27 protein-coding genes are annotated in these 26,157 nt (G+C 48.9%); 13 read left to right on the top strand and 14 right to left on the bottom strand.

Going from position 1 to position 26,157, the window contains the following annotated elements:
* Positions 1-27: 27 nt before the first annotated feature.
* Both PN498_RS22255 and PN498_RS22250 read right to left on the bottom strand, forming a co-directional pair.
* The gene (locus PN498_RS22255; RefSeq protein WP_272065611.1) at positions 28-240 is read right to left on the bottom strand and encodes a KTSC domain-containing protein; all 213 of its coding nucleotides are present in this window, start codon (positions 238-240) and stop codon (positions 28-30) included.
* A 54-nt stretch (positions 241-294) separates the two neighbouring features.
* Entirely contained in the window at positions 295-531 is a 237-nt protein-coding gene (locus PN498_RS22250; RefSeq protein ID WP_272065610.1) for a DUF2188 domain-containing protein, read from the bottom strand.
* 66 nt (positions 532-597) lie between these two features.
* Between PN498_RS22250 and PN498_RS22245 the strand changes: the two genes are divergently transcribed.
* The 8 genes from PN498_RS22245 (at position 598) to PN498_RS22210 (ending at position 9,527) form a co-directional block, all read left to right on the top strand.
* The gene (locus PN498_RS22245; protein ID WP_272065609.1) at positions 598-1,686 is read left to right on the top strand and encodes an ImmA/IrrE family metallo-endopeptidase; all 1,089 of its coding nucleotides are present in this window, start codon (positions 598-600) and stop codon (positions 1,684-1,686) included.
* Positions 1,683-2,171, top strand: coding sequence for a hypothetical protein (locus tag PN498_RS22240; protein WP_272065608.1), 489 nt, complete (start codon positions 1,683-1,685; stop codon positions 2,169-2,171). Before PN498_RS22245 ends, PN498_RS22240 begins: the two co-directional genes overlap by 4 nt.
* 330 nt (positions 2,172-2,501) lie before the next feature.
* Entirely contained in the window at positions 2,502-3,047 is a 546-nt protein-coding gene (locus PN498_RS22235) for a GNAT family N-acetyltransferase (RefSeq protein WP_272065607.1), read from the top strand.
* On the top strand, positions 3,044-3,607 hold the full coding sequence (locus tag PN498_RS22230) for a hypothetical protein (RefSeq protein WP_272065606.1): 564 nt from the start codon (positions 3,044-3,046) through the stop codon (positions 3,605-3,607). Before PN498_RS22235 ends, PN498_RS22230 begins: the two co-directional genes overlap by 4 nt.
* A gap of 1,133 nt (positions 3,608-4,740) precedes the next feature.
* Positions 4,741-5,904: a saccharopine dehydrogenase NADP-binding domain-containing protein gene (locus PN498_RS22225; RefSeq protein ID WP_334312281.1), complete on the top strand. Its 1,164-nt coding sequence runs from the start codon at positions 4,741-4,743 to the stop codon at positions 5,902-5,904.
* A 178-nt stretch (positions 5,905-6,082) separates the two neighbouring features.
* The gene (locus PN498_RS22220) at positions 6,083-6,715 is read left to right on the top strand and encodes a 4Fe-4S single cluster domain-containing protein (protein ID WP_272065604.1); all 633 of its coding nucleotides are present in this window, start codon (positions 6,083-6,085) and stop codon (positions 6,713-6,715) included.
* Positions 6,716-7,150: 435 nt separating this feature from the next.
* The gene (locus PN498_RS22215) at positions 7,151-8,518 is read left to right on the top strand and encodes a collagen-like protein (protein WP_272065603.1); all 1,368 of its coding nucleotides are present in this window, start codon (positions 7,151-7,153) and stop codon (positions 8,516-8,518) included.
* 283 nt (positions 8,519-8,801) lie between these two features.
* On the top strand, positions 8,802-9,527 hold the full coding sequence (locus tag PN498_RS22210) for a Uma2 family endonuclease (protein ID WP_272065602.1): 726 nt from the start codon (positions 8,802-8,804) through the stop codon (positions 9,525-9,527).
* A gap of 33 nt (positions 9,528-9,560) precedes the next feature.
* Here the strand turns inward: PN498_RS22210 and PN498_RS22205 are convergent, their stop codons facing one another.
* From PN498_RS22205 to PN498_RS22180, 6 genes are all read right to left on the bottom strand, one after another.
* The gene (locus tag PN498_RS22205) at positions 9,561-10,829 is read right to left on the bottom strand and encodes a SufS family cysteine desulfurase (protein ID WP_272065601.1); all 1,269 of its coding nucleotides are present in this window, start codon (positions 10,827-10,829) and stop codon (positions 9,561-9,563) included.
* Between the two features lie 65 nt (positions 10,830-10,894).
* The gene (gene sufD / locus PN498_RS22200) at positions 10,895-12,241 is read right to left on the bottom strand and encodes a Fe-S cluster assembly protein SufD (protein ID WP_272065600.1); all 1,347 of its coding nucleotides are present in this window, start codon (positions 12,239-12,241) and stop codon (positions 10,895-10,897) included.
* Positions 12,241-13,029: a Fe-S cluster assembly ATPase SufC gene (gene sufC, locus PN498_RS22195; RefSeq protein WP_272065599.1), complete on the bottom strand. Its 789-nt coding sequence runs from the start codon at positions 13,027-13,029 to the stop codon at positions 12,241-12,243. Before sufC ends, sufD begins: the two co-directional genes overlap by 1 nt.
* 79 nt (positions 13,030-13,108) lie before the next feature.
* Complete coding sequence (locus PN498_RS22190) at positions 13,109-13,528, bottom strand: retroviral-like aspartic protease family protein (protein WP_272065598.1); 420 nt, start codon at positions 13,526-13,528, stop codon at positions 13,109-13,111.
* A gap of 5 nt (positions 13,529-13,533) precedes the next feature.
* Positions 13,534-14,970 carry a Fe-S cluster assembly protein SufB gene (gene sufB / locus PN498_RS22185; protein ID WP_272065597.1) on the bottom strand — a complete coding sequence of 479 codons (1,437 nt, stop codon included), beginning with the start codon at positions 14,968-14,970 and terminating at the stop codon, positions 13,534-13,536.
* Between the two features lie 88 nt (positions 14,971-15,058).
* Positions 15,059-15,418, bottom strand: a complete 360-nt coding sequence (locus tag PN498_RS22180) for a ferredoxin-thioredoxin reductase catalytic domain-containing protein (RefSeq protein ID WP_272065596.1) — start codon at positions 15,416-15,418, stop codon at positions 15,059-15,061.
* 181 nt (positions 15,419-15,599) lie between these two features.
* On the opposite strand from PN498_RS22180, the gene sufR reads away from it, so the two are divergent.
* From sufR to PN498_RS22160, 4 genes are all read left to right on the top strand, one after another.
* Positions 15,600-16,280, top strand: a complete 681-nt coding sequence (sufR, locus tag PN498_RS22175; RefSeq protein WP_272065595.1) for an iron-sulfur cluster biosynthesis transcriptional regulator SufR — start codon at positions 15,600-15,602, stop codon at positions 16,278-16,280.
* Positions 16,281-16,310: 30 nt separating this feature from the next.
* A complete protein-coding gene (locus PN498_RS22170) occupies positions 16,311-17,231 on the top strand; it encodes a histone deacetylase family protein (RefSeq protein ID WP_272065594.1) in 921 nt (306 codons plus the stop codon).
* 55 nt (positions 17,232-17,286) lie between these two features.
* A complete protein-coding gene (trhO, locus tag PN498_RS22165) occupies positions 17,287-18,177 on the top strand; it encodes an oxygen-dependent tRNA uridine(34) hydroxylase TrhO (protein WP_272065593.1) in 891 nt (296 codons plus the stop codon).
* Positions 18,178-18,384: 207 nt separating this feature from the next.
* The gene (locus PN498_RS22160; RefSeq protein ID WP_272065592.1) at positions 18,385-19,494 is read left to right on the top strand and encodes a Tll0287-like domain-containing protein; all 1,110 of its coding nucleotides are present in this window, start codon (positions 18,385-18,387) and stop codon (positions 19,492-19,494) included.
* Between the two features lie 8 nt (positions 19,495-19,502).
* On the opposite strand, the gene PN498_RS22155 is transcribed toward PN498_RS22160, so the two are convergent.
* Complete coding sequence (locus tag PN498_RS22155) at positions 19,503-20,078, bottom strand: thylakoid membrane photosystem I accumulation factor (RefSeq protein WP_442951441.1); 576 nt, start codon at positions 20,076-20,078, stop codon at positions 19,503-19,505.
* Positions 20,079-20,650: 572 nt separating this feature from the next.
* Between PN498_RS22155 and PN498_RS22150 the strand changes: the two genes are divergently transcribed.
* The gene (locus PN498_RS22150; RefSeq protein ID WP_272065591.1) at positions 20,651-21,745 is read left to right on the top strand and encodes a glycosyltransferase family 4 protein; all 1,095 of its coding nucleotides are present in this window, start codon (positions 20,651-20,653) and stop codon (positions 21,743-21,745) included.
* Between the two features lie 174 nt (positions 21,746-21,919).
* Here PN498_RS22150 and PN498_RS22145 read toward each other — a convergent pair whose 3' ends face one another.
* The 5 genes from PN498_RS22145 to PN498_RS22125 all read right to left on the bottom strand — a co-directional run bounded on the left by PN498_RS22145 (position 21,920) and on the right by PN498_RS22125 (position 26,136).
* Positions 21,920-22,582: a hypothetical protein gene (locus PN498_RS22145; RefSeq protein WP_272065590.1), complete on the bottom strand. Its 663-nt coding sequence runs from the start codon at positions 22,580-22,582 to the stop codon at positions 21,920-21,922.
* A gap of 22 nt (positions 22,583-22,604) precedes the next feature.
* The gene (locus tag PN498_RS22140; RefSeq protein ID WP_272065589.1) at positions 22,605-23,198 is read right to left on the bottom strand and encodes a DNA-3-methyladenine glycosylase I; all 594 of its coding nucleotides are present in this window, start codon (positions 23,196-23,198) and stop codon (positions 22,605-22,607) included.
* A 46-nt stretch (positions 23,199-23,244) separates the two neighbouring features.
* Entirely contained in the window at positions 23,245-24,018 is a 774-nt protein-coding gene (locus tag PN498_RS22135) for an ABC transporter ATP-binding protein (protein WP_272065588.1), read from the bottom strand.
* 68 nt (positions 24,019-24,086) lie between these two features.
* Entirely contained in the window at positions 24,087-24,935 is an 849-nt protein-coding gene (locus PN498_RS22130; RefSeq protein ID WP_272065587.1) for an ABC transporter permease, read from the bottom strand.
* Between the two features lie 139 nt (positions 24,936-25,074).
* A complete protein-coding gene (locus tag PN498_RS22125) occupies positions 25,075-26,136 on the bottom strand; it encodes an ABC transporter substrate-binding protein (protein WP_272065586.1) in 1,062 nt (353 codons plus the stop codon).
* Positions 26,137-26,157 lie beyond the last annotated feature (21 nt).

The raw sequence follows: 26,157 nt of genomic DNA, 5'->3' as shown, positions 1-26,157 counted from the left end.
ATCAGTCATGATTCGGAAAACTTCAATCTAGAAGACTTTGGAATAGCGATATCTACCTTTGACATAGTGGTGCAGATAACGCCCTTTAGATGCTGCTGCCATTAGACCGGCGTACACCGTAGAGGGAACACCAAAATATTGATAAACTCCTCCATTGTGAAACGCGACTTCTAATGTAGAGCTCGCAGAGTCATAACCTACACTGCGGACATTACTGGAACTCACGGGTTGTCTATTCATAATCAATCACCATCTACATAACAGGGAACTCATGCTTTTTGTGAATTGAAGCCATCATCCATTGGGAGGATGAGGATCATTGCCGTAGCTGTTCTTCTGACGAATACGACCATTCTCACCATGCACAATCCGCTCTGAACCCTGGTTTTTGGCAATCTCGCGGGCAATCTCCATCGCTTCTCGCTGGGTTTCCGTTACCCGCGTCGCCCGACCTGCGCCCTCAGACTTCACCGCCCAGCCATCAGGATGAGGCACAACGTGTTGATTTTTGCCTTTCTGTGATTTAGACATCAGACATATCCCTCCTCAATGTTAGATTTATAGAACAATACTAGATCGCAAAATCAAAAATGGGTCATGACAAATGTTAACTTGATCCGAATTTATCGAGAGCAGGCCGGAATCTCTCAAGCCGAACTGGGAAAGCATCTGGGCGTTACTCGCCAAACGATCGCCGCGTGGGAAAAGGGCGATCGCGAACCCTCTGTCGCGCAACTTACCCAAATTGCTCAATTTCTGGACATTGCCGTCGATCTGCTGCTGCCAGAAACCGAAACATCAGCCCTGCCTGCAATGGCAGGGCTGATGTTTCGGGCCGATCAGCCCTCCGCGCTCAATCCTCACCTGCGGGCTGCCCTTTCTCGAAAAGCCGAAGACTATACCTTCATTGAGCAACTGATCCACGAAATTCCTACCCTGCCAGAGATGCGCCCGTTGACTGGGTACGATGCCCATCTCGTTGAGGAAGTCGCGCGGGAAATCCGCGACTGGCTAGGTATGGGCGAAACTTGCTCCTTGGGAGATACCCTGGCTCTATTGGAGTCGAAAGGGCTGAAGGTCATTTTGCATCCGCTGCCCAATGAGATTTCTGGTTTTTCGGCCTACACCGAAACCTCAGGAGCCGTCATTTTCATCAATGCGGTTCACCCCACGGAGCGGAAATTCTTCACTGCTCTCCACGAGCTTGCCCACCTGATTTTTCATCGTCAGGAGTATCGAACTCCGCATGAAAAAGCAGGCGGACGCTCTGACCCACGAGAAAAGGTGGCTAACCACTTTGCGGGCGCTGTCCTCCTACCCGAAGATGTCATTCGCCGCGAGCTTCACGGTTATCGCCAGCGCTGGCTGCCAGAACCTCTACTGGCCGATATGAAACGACGGTATGGCGTCAGCATGAGAACTGTCTTGTACCGAGCGGCCCAAGCGGGCATCATCACCCAGAAGCAGCAGGGGCAACAAATCGGCCAGCTCAATAAGAAACATGGTGCAGCCAATGAGCCCGTCACTTTACCAGAACCCGAACGTTTAACCCGCCTGGAGCGCATGGTCTTTCTGGCCTTGCTCCAAGAGGAAATCACGATTTCTAGAGCCGCAGAGATTTTAGGCCAACCCTTGATCGAACTGCGCGATACGTTGAACGATTGGCTGGAGGAAATGGAAGTTTGATTCTGCTGTCAGATGCCAACGTCCTCATCGACCTGGGCTATGTTGATGGCTTATCCGTCTTAACGCAATTAGGCACAATCGAGGTTCTGGATGTCGTCTTTGATGAATGCTGCCATCCTCGTCAGCCGGATTTGCCGGAGGCGATCGCTACTGCTGGTATTCAAAAAGTTACTGTCACTCAGGAGTGGGCGCTCCTAGCTCGCACTTATCAAACGGGACCACTCAGTTTCCAAGATGCCCTCTGCCTGTGCTACGCCAAGACCTATCAACGGCTATTGCTAACCAACGAAAAGCCTCTCAGAAGATGCTGTCAGGAGCAGCAAGTCCCGGTTCATGGCACCCTCTGGATTATTCAATCCGTCTACGAACGTCAATTACTCGATGCCGCAATTTTGTGTGAATGGCTAACCACTCTTAATCGCTACAACCGACGCCTGTCCCAATCAGAAGTCAAATTCCTTAGGCAACGATTAGGTTGCTCGTGAATTATTGGCTTAACCTATCGAGAGCAGCTGCAGCACAACGGCAACTATTCACCTTAGTGGTAGTGGTTGCAATCTCATGCAGGAAGGGCGATCGCACGAGTTTCCACCCTCTCATCAACTCTCAATGAGATTTCAAGGGTTTCGAGCAACTGTCACACACCCATCTAAAATTTTTTAGACCAAAAACAGTCCCATGAAATTCGCCTACTGTCACAGTGCGCTCGAACAATAGGAAAAGATCAGCGATGCACCCATTACCCTAAATTTGTAGTTGCCAAAGTTAATGATTCAGAAGTTGCCAAAGTTAATGATTCAGATTGAAAGCAGCCGATGATAGAACGACCAGTTCAGCTTCTCAGCAGCACAGGGCAAATCGTTAATGGGTTAATTCGCACCATGCAGCGGCGCCACTGGTCCGACTTTCAATCAGTCTGGCAAGGCATCTTGATTGAGTTAGAGCAACCAGATGCTAGGTGGATGTGGGATTACAAGCTCCGCCAAGCTCAACAAGAGAGCCGTTATGAAGCCTATGCCCTAGAAGTAGAATCCTTCACTCAGGGGTTACTGTTTCTGGAGACTCAGTGGCGTCGGTCTCACTTCCCACAGCGCTATCCATTAGTTTACGTGGAAGCTTTGGCCTCAGCTCCCTGGAATCGCTCAGCCATAGAGCGGCCACCATTTTTAAGAGGGGTCGGGCGAACATTGTTACTGTTTGCGCGTCGCCGCAGCGTAGAGCTTGGTTATGGTGGACGGGTAGGCTTCCATTCTCTGCCGGAAGCAGAAGGATTTTATCGTCACCTACAAGTCCCAGACTACGGTGCCGATCCAGAGAAAGAGGACTTAGTATACTTCGAGTACGGTGCCATCCAATCATGAACAACGCAATGTCAGAGAACCATCCTCCAGAGGATCGTAAACTTGCCGAGCAGCTTGCTAAGACAGGCGACCTAATGGATCTCTGCTTCGACGAAACTTGGCTGAGAGAATCGGCAGCAGCCGAGGAAGCCTCTGGCGGATATGTTGAGGCGGGTCTCATGATGCGAGAATATGTGGCTCGTTCCAGGACCGTTTCGCATGAACAGATACAGCAAATGCGGCTACAGTCCATTCTCTTCACAGAACTTCAGCACTGGATGTCGTCTTGGCAACTGGGCTTGAGCTTTGAGGCAACCTACACCCAAGCCCGTCAGCTAATCCGTCAGCATCTTCAAGCACTCACCCCAGAGCAGCAAACCTGGGTAGATTCATTGCTCGCTGAAGATGAGCAGGTATTGGAAGCCAGTCAGAAAGTGATTCGCAGCCAAGCGATCACGATGATGTCTCAGATGTTCACGCAGGAAGATTGGCAGATATTGGCCGACACAGCGGCTCAAGGAATGGCAGAAGGTATTCTGCAGGTTAGACATTGGGAGGCTATCTCGCCAATAACGGCTTGAGCAGTAGGAAAGAGTTTGTAAGCCTATTGAGGTTAGTCAAGCTGCAGTCAGGCACTAAAGGCAGTAGCTTTCTCATCTTATTGCGAGAGTATTTCATCTCAAGACGAGATATCAGTTTGTAGGATCTACAGTGTTGAAATATAGAAAGAATATTGAAAACCTTTCAATACACTGATCCTCTTGCTCGACAAGTGATTTGAAAGCTTTATTGAAAAATTGAAAGTTTGAAAAGATAGAAGCTCCCCTTTAACGATGCGTCGTTGGTCGCTTTGCTCAGCAAGATGTTTACCCCACTTTGTGAAAAAAATGTGGAAGAAACTGTCACAGTCAAAAATGGTGAATGGATGGTGATCAAATAAATATCGTAAGCTGAAAAACCTATCCAGAAGGACTTTCAAGATTTATATTGACCGCCTTCTAAGCGGTCGGTCACAGGTTCGAATCCTGTAAGGCCCGTTATCTAGACGTGTGAACCCAGTGACGTCTGGGTGCACAAGCCCATAGCCGGATGGCTCGCCATCTGGCCCTCACAGAACTGGCGACGACTAACTCTAAAATATGTGGGCGCTGTCTGAACGATTTCTCGTGAGACTGACTACAGCCATTGCAGCGTTGAGATGCAGAGACCGCTAGGCAGGGGGCATCTATGGCTAGTACACTACGGCAGAAATTATGCTCACCATTCAAAACATTGGGAAAGCTTATCCGCCTTAGTTCTGAATTTTGAATTCTGCGTAGCGGTACTAGGGCGATCGCTTCCTCACAAGAAACGCACAAAGTTTTGCTGGAGTAGTCCATAAGCCTTCAAATGTGCCTCACCCTATCTTTTGTGTGAAGGGATGCAGTGTAACCGAGAAGAATCTCGTGACTTCTGTTTGCTCGTCATATCGCCAGATAGTAGTTTTCAACAAGATCCACGACTTTAAATCCACTCCTAGTACATCTTGTCCAAGGCAGGAGCTAGGGTGTGCTTGGCTCTAGTGCAACCGCGATACCGTTGACTCGACCGTTAGCCGGTTGAAAAAACGGTGCGATCGGGCATAGAAAGAAACTGACTGACCCAGCGTGGAGCAATTGGCGGTTCTTGCAAACCCAACAGGTGTGATGTTTGACCTTTTAACTCCTCAAAAACTATGAGCCAAAAGATGCCACCAAGAATTCTAATCCTGGGAGGATATGGCAATGCAGGTCTTTTAGTTGCCAGATTTCTCCTCCAGGAAAGCAATGCTCAAATCGTAATCGCAGGCAGAAATTTAAGTCGAGCACAGCAAACAGTTGCTGAGTTGAACTCCGAATTTGAGACGGATCGCGTCTCCAGCAAACAGGCAGATGCGGCGAACAAAATTTCCTTAGAAGCTGCTTTTGCAGACATTGATATCGTTGTAGTGGCGTCAAGTACTGCTGATTATGTTGGTAATGTTGCCGAGTCAGCTCTCGCAGTAGGGTGTGACTATCTGGATCTCCAACTGTCTTCTCCTCAAAAATTAGCGGTGCTGGATGCTTTACGGGAAGAAATTGAAGGCAAGGAACGCTGTTTTATCACCGATGGGGGCTTTCATCCAGGGGTTCCAGCAGCAATGGTGCGCTATGTAGCTCCCAAGTTTGATGTGCTAGAAGTCGCTCATGTGAGTTCTACTTTTCAACTCAATTGGCAAGCTTTACAGTTCTCCGATTCCACCCTGGCTGAATTTATGGATGAGTTAAATCATTTCAACCCGTTGATATTCAAGAATAAGGAATGGGTGACAATGAGCCTGAATACGTCTTTAAAGGTTGACTTTGGCGATCGCTTCGGTGAGCGTTACTGTCGCCCAATTTTCTTAGAAGAACTTCGTTTATTACCCGCTATGATCCCATCTCTTAATGAGACGGGTTTTTATATTTCAGGATTCAATTGGATGACTGACTATGTGGTTATGCCGATTGCTTTTGTCATGCTGAGAGTGTTCGGTCAAAAAGCTAAACTCCCCATGGGAAAAGTCTTCAGCTGGAGCTTGAAAAAGTTTAGTCTTCCTCCTTTTGGGGCTATTTTGCAATTGGAAGCCAGGGGATTGAAAGATAAGAAAAATCGTTGTTTACAGATGCAACTTAGGCATGATGATGTATACGCCTTGACAGCTGTTCCAGTTGTCGCCTGTCTATTGCAATATCTCAATGGAGATATCCGGCGTCCAGGATTATGGTTTCAGGCTGATTTAGTTGAGCCAGTACAGTTTCTGACAGATATTGAAAAACTGGGTATTAATGTCGATTTGATTGATTCACTATCAGATCAACTTATCCTGCAAGATACTTGATTTTTGCAAAACGCCCATACTCTTTTTGATCAAGCTTGCAGTAGGAACGGCTAAAAATAATCCTGAAATTCTGCAAACTTCATCCTCATTTGGGGTTAGCCTGCTATCAAGTCAACCTCTCAACTAATCGAATTCTCTGAAGATATGTTCTGTTAGTGGTCAAGGGAGAATCTGAATCATGACATTTTCAAAGACTACGACTGAGCTTTCTGAGACGTTACAAGATATCCCCCCAGGCTTTCTCAATACGATGGGGTATGTTGATCGCTCAGAGGTCAATGGTCCCGGCTGTAGAGCTGTGGTGTGGGTCCAGGGCTGTTTGCGGGCTTGTCCCGGCTGCTTTAATCCGGCCTCATGGTCGTTTGAACCGAATCAACTGATTACGATTGATGACTTAGTGGAACGCATCTTAAGTGAACCGCGCAATGAAGGTGTCACATTTTCAGGGGGTGAACCATTCTGGCAAGCATCAGCGCTGGCCGAAGTCGCCCGCCGAGTAAAGGAGCAAGGGCTAAATGTAATGTCTTTTTCCGGCTTTACTCTTGAACAACTGCAGTCCAAATCTGCCCCGCCTGAATCTCAGGCGTTATTGGCTCAGTTAGATATCTTGGTGGATGGCCCCTATGTAGAATCCTTAGCTATCAATGATCCCTCCTCTCCTGTCTCCTCAAAAAATCAGCGGGTGCGGGTGTTCAATCCGGCCCTTAAGGAGCGCATAACTTGGGCGAGCGATCAGCTTGAAGTTCATGTGCTAAAAGATGGCAGTCGTATCTTTACCGGGTATCAAGGGCAGATTGGTGTGTTCGAATAGGGTCTAAGGAGATTCTGACAATGGAAATACCCGACGTAGTGCATTGCGCTGCGCTAAAGCACCCTGCTAGCGGTAAATTCTTTCCTGGAGATCCCCTAAGCTTTGAGGCAACCTGCATCCAGGCCCGTCTGTGGATCTGCCAGGATCGTCAAACATTCGTCTCGGAGCAACAAAGCTGGGTGGATGGCTGGCTGAAAATAGGCAGGCTTTTGTAGCTATCTCATCAATTACGGACTGAGCAGCGGGAAAGAGGTGATAAACCTGCTCGGTTCCCTTAATCTTCTGATTCTAGGGAACTTCTCGAATTCAAGGCTCCTCTAGAATTAAAGGCTAAGAGACTAAAACGTAACGGTAGAGGGCAAAGTCAATCCCTTACCCAGGAAGCCTATTTTTTTGGTTTGTGAGCCTTAACCGTTCTATGGGATCGTTGTTGCTATGAAATTCCGCATTTTCGTTGGATTGGGTCTGAGTGCGATCGCCCTTTCCACGACCTCACTTGTTTCTCATCACTACTGGCCTACCCTCGTTGCATGGGCCGATGAGATTCGCAGCTTTGGTAGTGATGGTAGCAATGGGCGGAGCGGTCGTAGTGGTCAAGTTGGGGCGGCGGGACGGGATCAAACCGTTTGGGCGGATGGTCGGCCTCAGCAAGTGAACGCGATTGGCGGCGATGGTGGGGATGGAGAATCAGGAGATCCGGGAGAGCGACCTTTTTGCCGTGCACAGCCGCGCAACGTTCGCTATAACTTACAGGCGGCTGATGGCGGCGATGGCGGTAGTGGTGGTAGCGGTGGGAATGGTGGACGTGGCGGCAACGTGACTATCTATTACACTGATCCGGCTCATTTGAGACTGATTGCGGTGGACGCTAGCGGTGGGCGTGGTGGACGCGGTGGACGCGGTGGTTATGGCGGCGACGAGTGTAATTGTGAGGACCACGGCTGGGAAGTACAGGTCTGTCAGGATGGTAATTGCCGCAATGAACGGTATGTTTGCCGTGATGGACGCTCCGGCAATACAGGCTATGACGGCTATGACGGTACCTCTGGTCAGCCTGGTCAGCTCCGGCTGATCAATCAATCAACGCCTTTATTGTCAGATGCTCCGACTCAGACGCAGCCATTAAACGCCTTTTTGCAAGCCCCTGTACGGCTGTCCAAGAATAGGTGGCAATCTCGGTTTGGTGCGGGTGCTGTGTTGGCCAGCGGATCTATCGTCGCTAACGAATACTATGAATTTATGGGTCGCCTGGAGGCCCAAGCTCAAGTGGTTTGGGAGGCAGAGCGATCGCAATCGCCGTTTTTATCTTTCGCGCCTACAGTGACGCTGGAGGACTCCGGTGAACTTCAGATGATCTTTCCCGATTCCCTCTGGATAGAGGGACGGACGGAACAAACGGGAGAGCTGACGACCTATGTCGTCACCCACGTTGTTCGGGCCGATGAAGTCACTAACCTCTCTTGGGGAAGACAAACCGGGCGTGGCTCAGACTTCGCCATCACAGTGATTGACTTGGGCCAGGAAACTGAGTTCGTCGATACCCAATTCAAGCTGGTTTACAGTACCTCTGAGGATGATCCCCGCGATAATCGTCGTGCCCGCTATCGCAAACATTTTGACGGTATCGTACCGGCTGAGGTCATCACCCGTGACAACAATCGCTTTGTGATTGCTCTAGGTGAAATGGCGATCAATGATCGCTACTTTCAGCGTGGAACCTACGCCAGGGTAGAGCTACAGGTCGTGCGATCGCTAGGTGAGAATTCTGCAGAACGGACATTATCTTGGGAAGAGCGACTGTAGATCTAAAATCATCAGCTCTCGAAATGATGGATTGCGGACTTGGTCGATTATCGGATTTTTCAACGCCTGCCCGAGCGTATTTTTGTAGGAATGAATGATGCAGGGTCTATATAGTTCGATTGAACTATCCGGTGTACTATAGGTCTATCAATATGGCTTTAGTTGTGCAGACCCAGAAGTCAGAAATGTCAGAGTCTATTCTGTGTAAAGGATGAGATTTATCCCTTTACCTTTTGCTATCCGCTATTAGTTCAAGCAATTCGCCAGTGAGCGGACATTCAGTATGGTTGCAACCCCTAATCAAGTCCCGATTCCTGCGATCGAATATCCCAGTTCAGACGGAGAACCCGTGGCTGAAACGTCTGTGCATCTCTATGCTTTGTTGACCACGCTGGAAGTGCTGCGGCAATATCTGGATGGACAGACCGCTATGGTCCTTGCTAACCAGTTCCTCTACTACTCTCAAGGCATGCCAAAGCTACGGGTTGCACCCGATGTTATGGTCATTTTCGATGTTGAGCCAGGTCCCCGAGACAACTACAAAATCTGGGAAGAAGGTCAGGTCCCTAGTGTCATTTTCGAGATGACATCAAAGGGTACTCAAGACCAGGACAAGAGCTTCAAAAAGATGCTGTATGAGCAGCTAGGTGTTCAAGAATACTGGCTGTTTGATCCCAAAGGTGAGTGGATAGGGCAACAGCTTGAAGGCTATCGCTTAGAGCGAGGTGTGTATTACCCAATTACCGATGGTCAGAGTGAAGCACTTCGACTGCGGTTACAGGTTGAAGGACAGCTCATCGGCTTTTATCGCGAAGACACTGATGAAAAACTGTTGATTCCTGGAGAGCTAGCGCAAGCTGTGAAGCAAGAAGCTCTCGCTCGCCAGCAGGCCGAACAGCGAGCGGAAGCAGCAGAGCAGCGGGCTGAACAAGAACGGCAACGAGCAGAAGCAGCGGAGGCTCGATTAGCCGAATTGGAAGCGCAACTGAAGGAGCAAAAGGACAGATAACGTAGGATATCTAGACTCATTCCGTAGGTAGGGTTATTCGTCGTCAAAGACGCTAGCGAAGAAATCGATAGTCTCTTTCAATGCTGTGATAAATATGTCGATTTCTTCACGAGTGTTGTAGAAATAGAGGCTAGCTCTGGCAGTGGAACTCACGTTCAAAATGCGGTGGAGAGGCTGGGTACAGTGATGTCCAGAGCGAATGGCAACACCAGATTGGTCCAGCAGAGTTGACAGGTCTTGGGCATGAATACCGTCTATGGTGAAAGTTGCGATCGCCGCCCGTCCTGTACCGTCAGCTTGGGGCTGCGGCCCGTATAGCTTTACCTGAGGAATAGGATTAAGTTGCTGATATAAGTAGGCTGTCAGCTCGTGCTCATAGTCGGCAATCTTGTCCATGCCGATTGAGTTGAGGTAGTCAACAGCGGCTCCCAGGGCGATCGCCTCAGAAATTGCTGGCGTCCCGGCTTCGAATTTATGGGGCAGTTCAGCATAGGTAGAATGCTCTAAAAAGACGTCAGCAATCATCTCACCCCCTCCCATAAAGGGTGGCATGGATTGCAGTAAATCCAGTTTTCCATACAGGAACCCCGCTCCTGTGGGACCACACATTTTGTGTCCAGAAGCCACCAACCAGTCACACCCTAATGCCTGTACATCCAACGGCATATGAGGCGTACTTTGACAGGCATCAATCAGAACTTTGGCACCATACTGCTGAGCTAGAGTGACGATCTCTGTGACCGGATTAATGCATCCCAGGGTGTTGGAGACGTGATTGGTCGCGATGAGTTTCGTTTTGTCAGAGAGGTGCGATCGCAACTCATCTAAATTGAACTCTTGGGTGTCAGTTAGTCCCACAAACTTAAGGACAGCACCTGTGCGCTGGGCCACAAACTGCCAAGGCACTAAATTACTGTGGTGCTCCAAAACGGACAGGATTATTTCGTCCCCAGCCTGTAGCGTATTCATTCCCCACGTATACGCCACGAGGTTAATCGCCTCACTAGCATTGCGAGTAAACACGATTTCGTCTCGGGATGCTGCATTCACAAAGGCCGCAATCTTGTCTCTTGCCGCTTCATAGGCATCCGTAGCCCGCGCACTCAAAGCGTGAACGCCTCGGTGAACATTGGCATTATTCCTCTCGTAATACTGCTGAATAACGTCCAAGACTGCCCTGGGCTTTTGTGACGTGGCGGCATTGTCCAAATACACCAAAGGATGTCCGTTGACTTCCTGATGGAGGATGGGGAAATCAGCACGGACTTTAGCAGCGAGGGTAAGTTCTTGAGCCAGTGTCATGAGGGGACGTTGTGAAATCAGATAGGGGATGTTTAAAGGTTAACGAGCAATGGTACCAACTAGTTCTAAAGGCGGGCTTGTTGGATGACTTTCTCTGAAAGCATCTGTTCCAAAGATGGAATCGGAATGCGGCTAGTGATATCAAGTGCAAACCCAGAGATTAGCATTCGCTGAGCAGCTTCAGCATCAATGCCCCGACTTTGCAGATAAAACACTTCGTTGTCGTCTAATTGGCTGACCGTTGCTCCGTGGGCACACTTAACATTATCAGCGACGATATCCAGTTCGGGCTTGGTGTCGACTCGCGCCTTGTTGGACAACAGCAGGTTGCGGTTGAGCTGACTGGCATTGGTCAACTGAGCCTCACGGGATACCCAAACCTTACCGTTGAAAACTGAGTGAGCGGCATCATCAACAATACATTTATGAATCTGTTCAGCCGTTCCATGGGGGTGACTCATGGCAATCAGGCTGTGGGTATCCGCTAGCTGAGTGTTTGCGATCGCCGTCAAGCCATATAGATTGGTATCCGTTTGAGGTCCTGACTGGTAAACCTCTAAATGATGTCGAGACAATCGTGCGCCGAGCGTAATCGGTATGAGGGTGTAGCGGCTGTCGCGGTCTTGAGTAACGACTGTCTTGCCAATGTGGAAGGTCCCAGTCCCTTCCCGCTGTAGGCGAACGTGAGATACCTGGGCATTGTCGTCGACCCAAATCTCACTGACGCTGTTGTTGAAATGGTCACGGTCTTGAGCGCCGTAGAAGTCTTCAACTAGAGTCAATTGGCTGCCTGTTTCAGCCACGACCAAACAGCGGGGACTGGTTATGACCGGTTCAGCTCGACCGACAGAGAGATAGACAACTTGAACAGGCTGCTCAACCTCTTGATTGCGCGGTACCCAAATGACTGCGGCATCCTGGAACCCAGCAGTATTCAAAGCTGTGAAAGCTTCATTACTGCCGTTAGAGCGCGCTAGTCGAGCCGCTAGCTTTTCTCCGACCGTTCCTGTTTGCAGAGCTGCCAGACTACCAACGACAACTCCGACGGGAAGACGCCCGACATCAGATAAGGTTTCGTTGAACTGTCCGTTGACGAAGACAATGCGGGCGATCGCCTCAGGCATTTGCACAGGACCGAGTGACCCTAAGTCTATTTCAGCTGGACTTTGAGCCGCTGTGAAAGGAATCGACAGCATGGCACTCAAGTCTGTAAAGCGCCAGTCTTCATCTTTGGCTGAAGGAAAGGTATGCTCCTTAACGATTGCTCTGGCTCGCCCTCTCAATTCCGAATACGACAGCTCGTCAGGTACCTGAGCTTGTACTGTATTCAGCAATGCCTGAAAATACGCTTCTCGCTGCTCTCGCTTAGACAATTGAGTTGGAGCACTCGTGTCTGAAACTGGATGCACCATTACGCTACACCCTCCACGGTATACTCCGTCAAAACGCCTTCGTAGCCCTCATTTTCTAACCGCTCAGCCAGCTCCTTACCGCCTGTTGTGATAATGCGGCCATCTGCCATCACATGCACATAATCAGGCACGATGTAGTTCAGCAGACGCTGGTAGTGCGTAATCATCACTACGGCATTGTCTGGAGTGGTCAGTTGATTGACGCCATTGGCAACGGTTTTTAACGCATCGATATCAAGGCCAGAATCAGTCTCATCCAAAATGGATAGTGCTGGCTCTAGCAAAGCCATTTGCAAAATCTCGTTGCGCTTCTTTTCGCCCCCTGAGAAGCCTTCATTGACGCTGCGATCTAGAAATGCCGCGTCCATTTTGACAACCTCTAACTTCTCATCGATCAGGTCATCAAAATCGAAGACATCCATTTCGTCCTCCCCTTTGGCCTTGCGGTGAGCATTAAAGGCAACCCTGAGAAAATCTCGATTGCTAACGCCCGGAATTTCAAGGGGATATTGGAATGCAAGAAAGATGCCAGCAGTGGCGCGATCGTGCGGCTCCAACTCAGCAATATCCTGTTCCTTGAAATGAATCTGACCGCCGGTGACTTCATAGTCAGGATGTCCTGCCAAAACTTTAGAGAAAGTGCTCTTGCCGGAGCCATTCAGTCCCATAATGGCGTGGATTTCACCTGCTTTTACTTCCAGGCTGACGCCCTTTAGAATCTCTGTTCCATCCACGGTAGCGTGCAGGTCTTTTACAGAAAGGATGGTTTCACTGTTCTCGTTAATCATGGCTTAGTCAACTGTCTACGACGGGCAATCAAATTTATCAATGGACTAGCAATCTAGTTAAGGATTATTCCGAATCAGGTTATTTCAGCAGCATTCGGGCTGTATCAGGGCTATCTGGATTGACAACTAGCTGCTCCCGTTTCGGGTCGATAACAACATCCATGCCTTGCATTGGAATTGCTCCCAAAAGTGTATCGGTGTCGGCATCAACAACTACTGCGTTGACAACCGTTTTACGATTTTGAAATCTGACTTCTAGAGGCCCAACGACGTCAGCCCGCATGACGGAGCCATCCGCCAGTTCTGCTTCGACCTCGTCTAGTTTTGCAAGCTGGAGCTTTTGACTCAGCAGTCTAGGTATCGTCAGCATCGACGCACCACTATCAACCAGGGCCAAAACAGAAATACGGTTGATTTGATCAGCGTTGAGATAGCCTGACCTTTCCAAAGCAAGGTCATCTCCGCGGACAAGCTCGATTTCGACATAGGTAACACCCATCGCGCTCAGCCCACAGTGTTTTCTAGCTTTAATGCCATCAGCTTATCGGCTTCTGCAGCAAATTCCATGGGCAGCTCGTTGAAAACCTCGCGACAGAAACCGCTGATGATCATCGATACGGCATCTTCCGGAGAAATACCCCGCTGGGCAAAGTAGAAGAGCTGATCTTCACCGATTTTGGAAGTTGACGCTTCGTGCTCTACCTGGGCGGTGTTGTTTTGAACCTGGATATAGGGATAGGTGTTGGCGTTGGAAGCGTCACCAATCAGCATGGAATCACATTGAGAATAGTTCCGTGCTCCGGCTGCCTTCGGCCCCATTTTCACTAAACCGCGATAGCTGTTCTTAGAATTACCGGCTGAAATCCCCTTAGACACAATCGTACTGCGAGTATTTTTGCCCACATGAACCATCTTGGTTCCCGTATCAGCCTGCTGTTTGTTGTTCGTTAGCGCTACAGAATAAAACTCGCCGACTGAGTTATCACCCAGCAATACGCAGCTAGGATACTTCCAAGTAATCGCTGATCCGGTTTCCACCTGAGTCCAAGAGATCTTGGCATTGGTGTGACAAAGACCTCGCTTCGTCACAAAGTTATAGATACCGCCTTTGCCGTTTGCGTCTCCAGCAAACCAGTTTTGAACAGTAGAGTATTTGATGTTGGCATTATCTAGGGCTACTAGCTCAACAACCGCTGCGTGGAGTTGATTGCTGTCATACATAGGAGCTGTGCAGCCTTCCAGGTAAGTCACCGAACTCCCTTCTTCAGCAACGATTAGTGTCCGCTCGAACTGCCCCGAGTCTCCGTTATTGATGCGGAAATAGGTAGACAGGTCCATTGGACATTCAGTGTTTTTAGGAATGTAAACGAAGGACCCGTCACTGAAAACTGCTGAGTTTAAAGCTGCGAAGTAATTGTCGCCCACTGGAACAACGCTACCCAGATACTTTTCAACCAGCTCAGGATGCTCCTCAACGGCTTCCGAAATAGAGCAAAAGATGACGCCATGCTCGGCTAGCTTTTCCTTGTAAGTCGTTCCAATAGAAATGCTATCAAATACTGCGTCCACCGCTACGTTTGCCAAGCGCTTCTGCTCAGAAAGCGGTAACCCTAGTTTTTCAAAGGTTTCCAATAGAGCAGGATCGGCCTCGTCCAGACTAGCCAGCTTTTTTTTCTGCTGCTTAGGAGCCGAATAATAAATAATGTCCTGATAGTTAATGGCTGGATAAGCAACGTTAGGCCAAACAGGCTCAACCATCGTCAGCCACTTCCGATAAGCCTTGAGCCGGAAATCCAGCATGAATTGAGGCTCATTCTTTTTGGCTGAAATCAAACGAATCGTATCTTCGGTAAGGCCACGCGGAATTGTATCCGACTCAATATCGGTTGTAAAACCGTACTTGTAGGGCTGACTAACGAGTGTCTGAACGGAAGTAGACATGGTTGAAACTGAGGGGTATCGATAAAGGGCGGGGGGGGTGCGATCGCAACCCAAAGCTGTCAGCCTTGGCGACCAAAGCACCCAATAACTAGTATTTGTTCGTTTCAGTACGAATCTCTTCGAAAGAGATTTCCTGCTTATCTCCTGAGAAAGGATTGTCTTCTTTCAAGAACAACATGCAGTGGCATTCGTGGCGCTCTTGCATAGGTACACAGGGGCAATTCCAATAAGTTGCCTTCGCTTCGGCTTCCTTATCCTCGTAGTGACGGCAAGGGCAGAGGGGAGCACCCAGGTCATCCTTATGCTTTGCCAGACCCTCCAGTACGACAGCCGTGACGCCGAGATCAGCGCAAAAATAGGTTCCAGTACGCTTAGCATAGCTCTGTGCGAAATTTCGCATCAGCTCTAAGTTCTTTTCAGTTGCCTGATTTGTAGTGTTGTCTTTCATCGAACTTTTTGGATGGAGTGGCGTATCAACCTTTCAATCTTATAATTAAAACAACCTGTAAGTTGTTCAACTTGTATTAGAGTACTTTAGCAACACTCATGTTGTCAAAGTAAAGCAACAGATTTGTTGCTAAAGTGGCAGATAACTTTTCAGACTGTCGGCGTTGATTCGGTTTTCTAGCATGTCTTCTCTACAGCCGCCCTCCACCAAAGACGACATTCTGCAAGCTTTGCTTAAGCAGGGTGAGACGAGTGCCCAAAGCCTAGCTGAGCCCTTGGATGTCAGCGTCCAAGCAATTCGTCGTCATCTCAAGGACTTGACCACGGAAGAACTGATTGAACATCGCGCTGTACAGGAAGGGATGGGTCGTCCCAACTATCTCTATCGGTTGAGCCGCAAAGGACGCGATCGCTTTCCAGCCCAATACGACGAGTTTGCCATTTCCCTGCTCGACACTATGGCCGACAGTCTGGGCAAAGACCAAGTTCAAACCATTTTGCAAAAGCAGTGGCAGCGCAAGGCTGAAGAGTATCGCAGGTTGGTTGGCGTTGGGGCACTCGCTGACCGAGTAGCTCGTCTAGTAGAGCTGCGTCAAGCCGAGGGCTACATGGCGGAATGGCACGAAGTTACCCCTGACAATGAAGTCCGCACCATTGCTCCTTGCTACATCATCACTGAATACAACTGCGCGATTTCTCACATTGCCGAAACGTTTCCGAGCGTCTGTGGCCACGAACTAGAAATGTTTCAAATGGCTCTTCCCGACTGTTCTGTGCAAAGAACTCATTGGTTAGCACAGGGAGAGCATCGGTGCGGATATTTAGTGCAGGCGCAGGATGAGAAAGCAGTCGAGAAGGGTTAATTTGGATAGAGAGAAAAACCTTCAACTGTCTTGTCTGGTCTACCTGTTGTCTATCACTCGGATTATGTTGCACCACTGCCGTCTAAGCATCGTTTTCCGATGCCGAAGTTTGGCTTGTTGAGAGATCTCCTGATTCAAGAGGGAATTGTTTCACTCGACCAGATTTATCAGCCGGGAGCACCGCCCCAAAGCTGGATCGAAGAAGTGCATACGCCAGACTATGTGCGGGCCTATTGCACTGGAACTCTAGACGCCAAAGCCCAACGGCGTATTGGTCTGCCTTGGAGCCCTAATTTAGTTAAGCGAACCTGTACCGCAGTTGGCGGAACCATTCTGACGGCTAAGCTGGCCATGAGTCATGGCATTGCCTGTAATACTGCCGGGGGGACACATCATGCGTTTCCAGCCTATGGCTCAGGTTTTTGTATTTTTAATGACCTTGCGATCGCCGCTCGCATTCTTCTCACGCAACAGCACGTCAATCGTATTCTTATCTTTGATTTAGATGTCCATCAGGGTGACGGTACCGCCTGGATTTTTCAAGCAGAGCCAAGAGTGTTCACCTTTTCTATGCACTGCGACGTCAACTTTCCTCGACAAAAACAAACGAGTGACTTAGATGTGCCGCTGGCTGAAGGTTTAGAGGACGCCGCCTATTTACACAAAGTGCACACCTATTTACCTGATCTTCTGAGTCAAGTGAAGCCAGATTTAGTGCTATACGATGCAGGGGCAGATATTCACGTGCGCGATCGCTTGGGCAAGTTAGCGTTGTCCAATACGGGACTCTATGAGCGCGATCGCACCGTTTTGGCAACCTGTGTAGCCGCAGGATATCCGGTTGCCTGTGTGATTGGGGGCGGATATGACGACAACATGATCGACCTGGTCTATCGTCATTCCTTACTTCATCGAGCTGCTGCTGAAGTCTATCGACAATATCGTCTGTAAGATAGGAACGGGTCACAATCGCTTGCCTATCCATCGCGCCACTGATTGACATCAAATGACTGTTGTTGTAGCCACGTTCTATAAGTTTGTTGCGGTTGAAAATTGTGAAGACCTGCGGCGATCGCTCCAAGCCCTTTGTGATGACTACGCTATCCGAGGCACCATTCTGCTGGCACCAGAGGGTCTTAACGCAACCGTTTCAGGCCTACGAGACAACATTAGTCAGATTTTGGCAATTTTGAAAGCCGATCCTCGCTTCACGGATTTAACGGTCAAGTTTTCTACCGCAGAGCATCATCCGTTTGGTCGCATGAAAGTAAAGATCAAGCCTGAAATTGTGACTTTGGGTCAACCCGATATTGATCCGACTCAACACGTCGGCACCTACGTCAATCCTGCGGAATGGAATGAGTTGATTGTCGATCCTGACGTTGTGTTAGTCGATGCCCGTAATGATTACGAGGTCAATATTGGCACTTTCCACGGGGCGATCAATCCTCAAACTGAGGCTTTCCGACGACTGCCGGACTATCTCACGACTCATCTCAATCCCCAACAGCATAAGAAAGTAGCCATGTTTTGCACAGGCGGTATCCGCTGTGAGAAAGCTACTGCCTATCTTCTAAAGCAAGGGTTTCGAGAGGTTTACCACCTGAAAGGGGGAATTCTCAAATATCTCGAAGAGGTGCCAGAAACTGAAAGCCTTTGGGAGGGGGAATGCTTCGTGTTTGACGAGCGAGTTGCTGTCCGGCACGGATTAGAGCCAGGCAGCTATGACTTGTGCTACGCCTGCGGTCACCCCATCAGTGAAACTGATAAAGCAACCTCTTATTACGAGCCAGGAATTGCCTGTCCGCACTGCTATCACGAACTAACACCTGAGAAACGGTCCAAGCAAGAGATGAAGAAGTTTCAGCATGACCAGAAGCGGGGCCATAGCCTGTAAACAGCGAAGGCCTGCCGACTCAATCTGAAAATTAAATAGCCATTTGCACTAGCCCTACATTTTTAGCCAGGATTATGAATTTCTCAGGTTGAATTCAGATCAATCCTTAACTTTGAAGGAGGCTCTGTAGGATCAGAAGAACATCTGCCTACCCTAGTTTATCCCAATTTTTTCCTAGGCTTTTTCCTATCCAGTGGTGAGTTGGTCATGTTTAATCGCCTAAAGCTTGCGCCTAAATTTACGATTATTCTCTTAGTGGTATTCATCATTGGCAGCTCCCTAGGGGGATTTGTGCTGGCTAAGGTTTTGCAATACCGAATCGAATCTCAGGTCACAGCTGAAGGTGTCATGCTGATGGAATCCATGCAGGCTGTGCGTCGCTACACTGACCAGCACGTTCGTCCTCTGCTAGAGGCCCACGAAACTTCTGAAGTGTTCTGGCCTGAGACCATTCCAGCGTATTCAGCCCGTCGCGTTTTTGAGCTTTTGCAGGAAGCGGGTCTGGCTAAAGGTGATTTTGACTACATCTATAAAGAAGCCGTCTTAAATCCTACCAATCCCCGAGATTTGGCAGATGCCTTCGAGACCTCTCTGGTTACAGCTTTCGCTGAGCAGCCTGATGCATTAGAAAAATCAGGCTATCGCGAACTGGCTGATCAGGGTCTCGTTTTTTACAGCGCTCTACCTATCATTATTCGAGATCCCTCTTGCTTAGAGTGCCATAGCGTTCCTGAAGCTGCTCCTCCAGCAATGCTGGCGCAGTATGGCCGCGAAAACGGGTTCAATTGGGAGTTAAATGAAGTTTTGGGAACCCAGGTCGTCTACATCCCCGCTGAAGAAGTTTTCCAAGCTGCAAGACAGTCATTTTCCTCCGTCATGGGACTGTTCGTTCTGATTTGCGCGATCGCCCTCCTCTGCCTCAATGCGCTGCTCAAACCGCTGGTGATTCGACCCGTGCAGGGGTTGGCTAAGCTCTCTGAAAAGCTAGCTACCGACGATATTCAAACCCTAGAGGATTTAGACAAAGCGGAGTCTCGCAAGCTTGTCAACGTTGTCAAACGTCACGATGAGTTAGGACAGCTCGGGCAAGTCTTTCAGAAGATGCTCAATGAGGTTATTGCACGGCAGCAGCGGCTGCGCCAGCAAATTCGTGACCTGAAGATCGAAATTGACGAAACGCGCAAGGCTAAGGAAGTCAAGAATATTGTCGAAACGGACTATTTTCAATCGCTTCAGCAAAAAGCACGGGAGATTCGCGATCGCACTGCCGAGGCGAAAAGCACACGGGAAAAAGAGGAAGAACGACAGCAACAATGAGTTGATCCCTAAGACTCTTCGACTAGTTCAGTGTTGAGTTCGTTGATGGGTCGCCGACGTCGCAGCTCTTCCGATTTGGAGCGAGGCAGCAAGTCAAAAACGTCTCGCATGACATCATCGATCGCTTCATAGCTGATCATCCCTGTTTCGTTCAAACGGACGGTACCTGCTTCGTCGAGCACAACCGTTTGGGGGACTGAACCTTCGAAGTAATACCCAGGTTCAGTAGGCGCAAAGCTGTCTTGGTCTTGGCGAGGAACAGAGTCTGCCATGACGGGAACAAAATTGGCCGCTCGCCCGTATGGCGCCTGGAGCTGAGAGATGACGCTAGAAAATTGTTTGCAATCAGAACTATCGTCAACATAGAACACCAACAGCGTGGGTTTCTTTTGTCTGAGAGATTGGGCCAACGTCACCCGTGGCGGCACCAGAGAACCGTTGCCAGCATACAGCGCAAAGATATTGCCGTCGTAGCGATCGTCGTTGAGTCCTGCCCAAGCAGTGCCAGCGCCCCCTAGCCAGCACAGCATGACCGCCATTCCTAGAACCAACCATCTTCGCCACTGTCGGAACTGTTGCATCATGACCATTTCACAGATACGTTTCATTATCCTATTAGGCCATATTCTGTTCACAGTTCACAGTCCGTTTAGGTCAGCATCTGATTGAAATAGGCTAATCATCATCTTGGCTATTGTCATTATCAATTTAATTGATAAAACTGAGATCTTGAACTAGTACATCGGCATCCTGCATTTGCCCCCAAATCCCCCAATTCTGGGGAACTTCGACCTCAGAACTTCCCAAATTTGGGGGGCAGGGGGGCAAGTCAGGCAATGTCGGGACAACTGCAAGATTTGAGTAAAAAGAATGATAACTAGACAACTAATTTGTCCTGCTAGATGTTTCTATACCAGGTAAATAGGAAAAGTATTTTACATTAACCCAAGCTAAGACAGCCCGTTGATGTTTTCTTTGGATTGTCTTCACGCGAAGGGGGGGCAAATTTCAGTTGACAACGGCATCCATAATCCAAAGTCTACCTGGTGACTACTACAGCATTATTTCCTAAAAATTTTTCAGAAGCTTACTTCAGGGCAGCCTCAAGTTTTAAAGACATTCAGCACAGTGCCTAACTATTACTCAAATAATTGCCATGAAAATATTAATTCAGCATCGTCATGGCGAAGAGATTAGTGGTGTGACGACCTATGTGAATTTCCTGCTACCTGAATTAGCTCAGTTAGATACAGAGACAAAAGTTATTTCCACAAAAACAGACTCCATTCAATCATGGATATCGGCAATCAAATGGTGTGATATTGTTCATATGAACTCAAACCATCTTGGTTTTGTTATTCTATGCAAAATTTTCAGAAAGAAAGTTGTTATTAAGTATCATTTTCCCTTTTATAAAACAACGCATCTAGAATATATCCCTTACTCTTTTAGCCAACGTCTTTGGCATGAAATAAAATCACTATGGCCTAAAAAGCGGATCCCTTTGAAATGGAAGCTGTTTGCGCTAATCAATTACTCGCGTCTTTTAATTCGCGTTGCTACCGCTTGTATCGGGGATTCTCATATTGCCTGTAGTGATTTCTTAGGTCGCTCTCTCGATTTTCCCTGGCCTGTCAAAACTATCTACAATCCCATTGCGATTTCGCCTAACTCTGTCAAAACTCGTGAGGATTTACTTGCGCCTTTAACGCTGACTTTTGTGGGCCGGATTGCTGATGATAAGGGAATTGATATCTTGTTAATGGCCGTCTCTCGTATTGCGCAATCATCTGCTATCCCCTTCTGTATTTGTATTATTGGTGATGGTCCAGGTATGGAAAAGATGAAAAAGTTGGCACAGGACCTCAATTTGAGTGAGCAAGTGGATTTTAAGGGACGGCTATTGCCAGAAGAATTAATGCCGATTGTGAGTAAGTCCCTTGCACTCGTCGTACCATCGCGTATTCAAGATCCAGCTCCCTATGTAGTGATGGAAGCATCTGTTATGAGTACTTGCTCTATCGTCGCTCAGGCAGGTGGTCTACCCGAAGTTGCCGGACCTTCTGGCCTGTCTTTTGAACGAGAAAACGTTGATGACTTGGCCAAGCTTCTAGCGTATGCGCTCCAAAATCCTGATGATTTATTAAACCGAGGAAATCAAGCTTACATTCATACCCAAGAGAATTTTTCGACGGCTGCGACAGCTCAACAACTTGTTTCTCTATTGCAAGCTAATCTGCAAGCTTCGTAAATAGTGTTCTGTTATCAATACTGGTATAACTTCAACCAAGAAAGTTGAGAGTGTAGCGATCGCTTCATATAGCCGTCGCCAGTTCCGTTAGGACAAGACGGCGAGCTATCTGGCCTATGCTAAGCACCCGGATGCTATTGGGAATGAACAAACCTAGATGGCTACAGCTATAAATTACGAATCGATTTCTCGAAAGGAACTCACAATCGTCCGCAGTTCTGAGCGGTAGAATTCGTACTGGTCTGGAGTTGTCCAGGCAACGACTTGGTAATAGGTGTCCTCTGAGAGTACTGTCGTGTGCAGATAAACAACAGGGGTATCTTCGTCTACTTGCCCTCTTATCTCATACTGATTTGCAAAGTTATTACCCACAAATGCCACGTCTGTCGGAAACTCCCCCTCGTAGGACTGCATTCGATCAGCCAATAACTCGCGATACGCTGATGCGTTCTCTCTTAGTCCAAATCGATTGAGAGCAGTGGCATCCTCGGCAACGACGATGAGATACAGCTGTCGGTCAGAATTTACGGCTTGCAACTCTGCGGAATTGTGCAGGCCGGTCGTATCGGTCCAGCTAGAGGGTAGGGTAATAGCAATACCCGCCTCTTCGTTGGTGAGAACCTGCTCACCTCCTACGGTATCGAGTGACTGAACTCCGACGGCTCGATCGGGTGCATCTTCGACTCTTCTAAGCGTGACATCATCAGTTCTGTCGCGCCAGCCTAGAAGGTTTTCACAACCAACGGCTCCGAATAGAACGAGGGTTAAAGGCAGGAGCACCGAGATAGTTTGAGGGCGTTTCATACGAGATGCGATCGCGACAAGCACCCAAAGCATAGCACCGCTAAATCAGCTTGATTCACCTCTTTTGAGCTAGCTCGGCATGGCGAAAACAGTCCACCGTATGGTCATTAACCATCCCGATCGCCTGCATGAAGGCATAGCAAATCACGGAGCCTACAAATTTGAAACCTCGTTTTTTGAGGTCTTTGCTGATAGCGTCGGATAGTTCAGTCCGGGCGGGTACTTCCTCTAGAGTTACCCACTGATTTTGAATGGGCTTGCCGTCTACCCAACCCCACAAATAGGTATCGAAACTACCAAACTCCTCCTGCACTTTCAAAAAAGCTTGTGCGTTCGTCGTTGCAGCAGCAATCTTGAGGCGATTGCGGATAATGCCAGCATCTGTCAGAAGTGCCTCGTGTTTGGCGGCATCGTATTGGGCAATGACCTTGGGATCAAACTGGTCGAAGGCTTTTCGAAAGTTGTCTCGTTTACGAAGGATGGTGATCCAGCTTAATCCTGCTTGAAAGGCATCCAGCACCATGAATTCAAAGAGTGTCTGATCGTCATGAAGTGGCACCCCCCACTCGTTGTCGTGATAGGCAATCTCAACGGGGTCATCGTGGACCCAACCGCAACGAACAGGATCAGAGGCAGGATTGGAGGACATTGGATTTTGGATTGGTGATTTCGGATTTTAGATTTTTAGCATGATTTCAAGACGCTGTTGTTTGAGGTGGGCGATCGCGCAGCAGGTCCATAATCGCTTCACAGTAATGGTAGAACTGAGGTGTACGGCGAATGTCGTAGGGGCGATTGCTGCCCAAATCGACCTTGACTTCTTTGCGGACGGTGCCGGGTCTAGCGGACATGACATAGATTCGTTCTGACAGAAATACAGCCTCGGTCACGTCATGAGTAATCATCAAAATGCTGATTTCTAGCCGCTTCCATAAATCTAGTAAGAACTCCTGCATGGTTTCTTTGGTCTGCACATCCAGCGCGCCGAAGGGTTCGTCCATCAATAAAATGCGGGGATGGTTGGCAAGGGCACGGGCGATCGCGACTCGCTGCTTCATTCCCCCAGACAGCTCTTTGGGCAGTGATTGAGCAAACTGGGTCAGTCCCACAACATCCAAATAATAAGACGCTTCTTCTCGGCGTTTGCGGCGGGCAAAGCCCTGAAGCTTGAGGCCAAATTCGACATTTTCCTGGACGGTCATCCAGGGATACAGCGTATAGCTTTGAAACACCATGCCGCGATCAGCCCCCGGCCCAATCACCGCCTGTCCATCAACAGTGATATCCCCTGCTGTCGGCAGGTCTAGTCCCGCCACTAAGCGCAGCAGCGTAGACTTGCCTGAGCCAGAGGCCCCAACAACACAAACGAACTCCCCGGTTTCAACGTGTATGGAGACATCCTTGAGGGCGACTAAAGGTCCTTGGCGAGTGGTGAACTGTTTATAGACCTTGGAAACTTCGAGGTGCATAGAATCAGACCTTTGGGTGGGTTTTGAGAGTCCCTAAACAGTCAGAGTGAGCAATATTTGTATATGAATTATTTCGCTGCCCAGCGGCAGGTCATTCGCATGATGGCCTGGAGTGACAAATCTAGAACAAAACCGATGAGACCCAAGACAATCAAACAGGCAAAAATATCATCTGTCTGAAAAAACTTTTGAGAAAGGGCAATTCGTTTACCCAGTCCGCTATCGGCGGCAACCAGTTCTGAGACAATCACCAAGTTCCAAGCCGCTGCCATGTTGACCCGCAGGGTGTCAAAGATGCTGGGAATCACATAGGGGGTGATGACTTGCATCAACACCTGACGGCGATCGCCCCCTAAGGTGTACGTTGTCTCAATCAGCTCCTTGGGCACAAACTTAACGGCGTCCATAATCATCAGCGTGTTGAAAAACACGGTTCCAATGAAAATTAGAGCGACCTTGGGTTCTTCGCCCAAGCCTAAGTAAATGATGAGCAGTGGGATAAACGCTGGAGCTGGCATGTACCGCACGATGCCGATGAGCGGTTCCAGGAGCGATCGCACACTCATGAATGCCCCCATGGCGATGCCGATGGGAATCGCCACCAGCGATGCCAGCAAAAATCCAGCCGAAACGCGCAGGAAGCTTGCTAGCGTATCGCTGAGCAAATAGCCTTCCTGCCCTAGATTGAGGAGAGACGTTCCCACCATTCCAGGGGACGGTAGAAACTTTCCATCAACCCAACCTGTACTCGCTAGGCCCCACCAGAGCAAAAAAGGTACCAGCACAGACATCACTGTAAAGCTTCCTTTTAGGGGCTGAGGAATATCTTCACCAATACGCCAAAACACGGTTGGTTTCAGACTTCTGGCTGGTAGCCCAGATTCGCCAGGCGTATGAGCAGACGGTACAACAGTCATATGAAGACCTTGCAATAGTTTGCGTTCAGTTTTCCCACTTCTTGAAAAGGCGACCGAATGGATTGAACGGGACTCCTCAAATGAGAGGACAATCTATCGGCAGCATCGCCTATCGACTCATGCACCCATCACTGCGGGCCTAAGCGTTCTCTTCTGCATAGGCAGCCACAAACTGATCGTCTAATACGGCTTCTAAATCAGGCGCTTCCGGAATGAAACCGACTTCCACCATGAAGTCCGCCATGACCTCGGCAGCATAAGGCATGTGAACCATGCTGTCCCCAGGCGAGAAGGCTTCCAGATTGTCATCCAGAGTAAAGAACCGAGTCCCCTCTAGATATCGGTCAAAATCTTCAGCGCTGACGCTAGCGCGATCGGCCATGATTTCGTAGGCACGGTCTTGCTCTTCATCAATGAATGCCAAAATGTCAAACCAAGTGTTAACGAGTGCCTGCACCACGTCAGGTTGTTCATCGACCAACGTTTGCGTAACAACCAGTAGGTCTGGAATCGCACCAGGGAAATTGGCCGAGCTAGTCAATTCTTTGCTGCCTTCTCGTTCCAACGCAGTTTCCCAAAAAGGTACCCAACCCGCAAAGCCGTCAGACTGTCCGGCAGCAAAGGCCGCCGCCGCCGCCCCGGTTTCCAAGTTCTTGATGGTCACGTCTTTGCGAGATTTTCCAGCTTCTTCTAGAGCTAGGGTCAAAAGGAAGTCACCAACGACACCTTCTTCTAACGCCACTGTTTTGCCAACCATGTCATCAATCGTGTTGATTTCGGGAGCCACAATGACTTTGTCATTGCCTGCAGAGTTGTCGTTGACGGCAACAGCGACCTCACCGTTCACGGCTTCTCCTGCAAAAGAAATGGTGTCATTGAGGGTTTGGCAGTTAGCGTCTAGTTGACCGGAAGCAAGCGCCTGCATGGATTCTAGGTAGCCATCAAACCAGATCAGTTCAACGTTTACGCCGTTTTGCTCAAAGAGACCTTCTTGCTCTGCGATCGCCCAAGGCCACCACCCGGCCCAACTGCTGTATCCCATCTGAATAGGGGTTTCGTTGATCAAAGCTGTCGTTTCAGCAGTTTCTTCCGTTCCAGCATCAACATTGCCGGTATCGACCGGATCTTGGGCACAACTTACGGTTACTAGAAAAGTACAAAAGAACGCCAGCAGCACTGGCAAAACGGTACGACGTTTCATAATTCCACCTACAACTGAACA

The sequence above is a fragment of the Oscillatoria sp. CS-180 genome (genome assembly GCF_028330965.1).
Taxonomy (GTDB): domain Bacteria; phylum Cyanobacteriota; class Cyanobacteriia; order Phormidesmidales; family Phormidesmidaceae; genus Halomicronema.
Note: the sequence above shows the minus strand (reverse complement) of the source record. Positions and strands in the feature narration are given on the sequence as shown.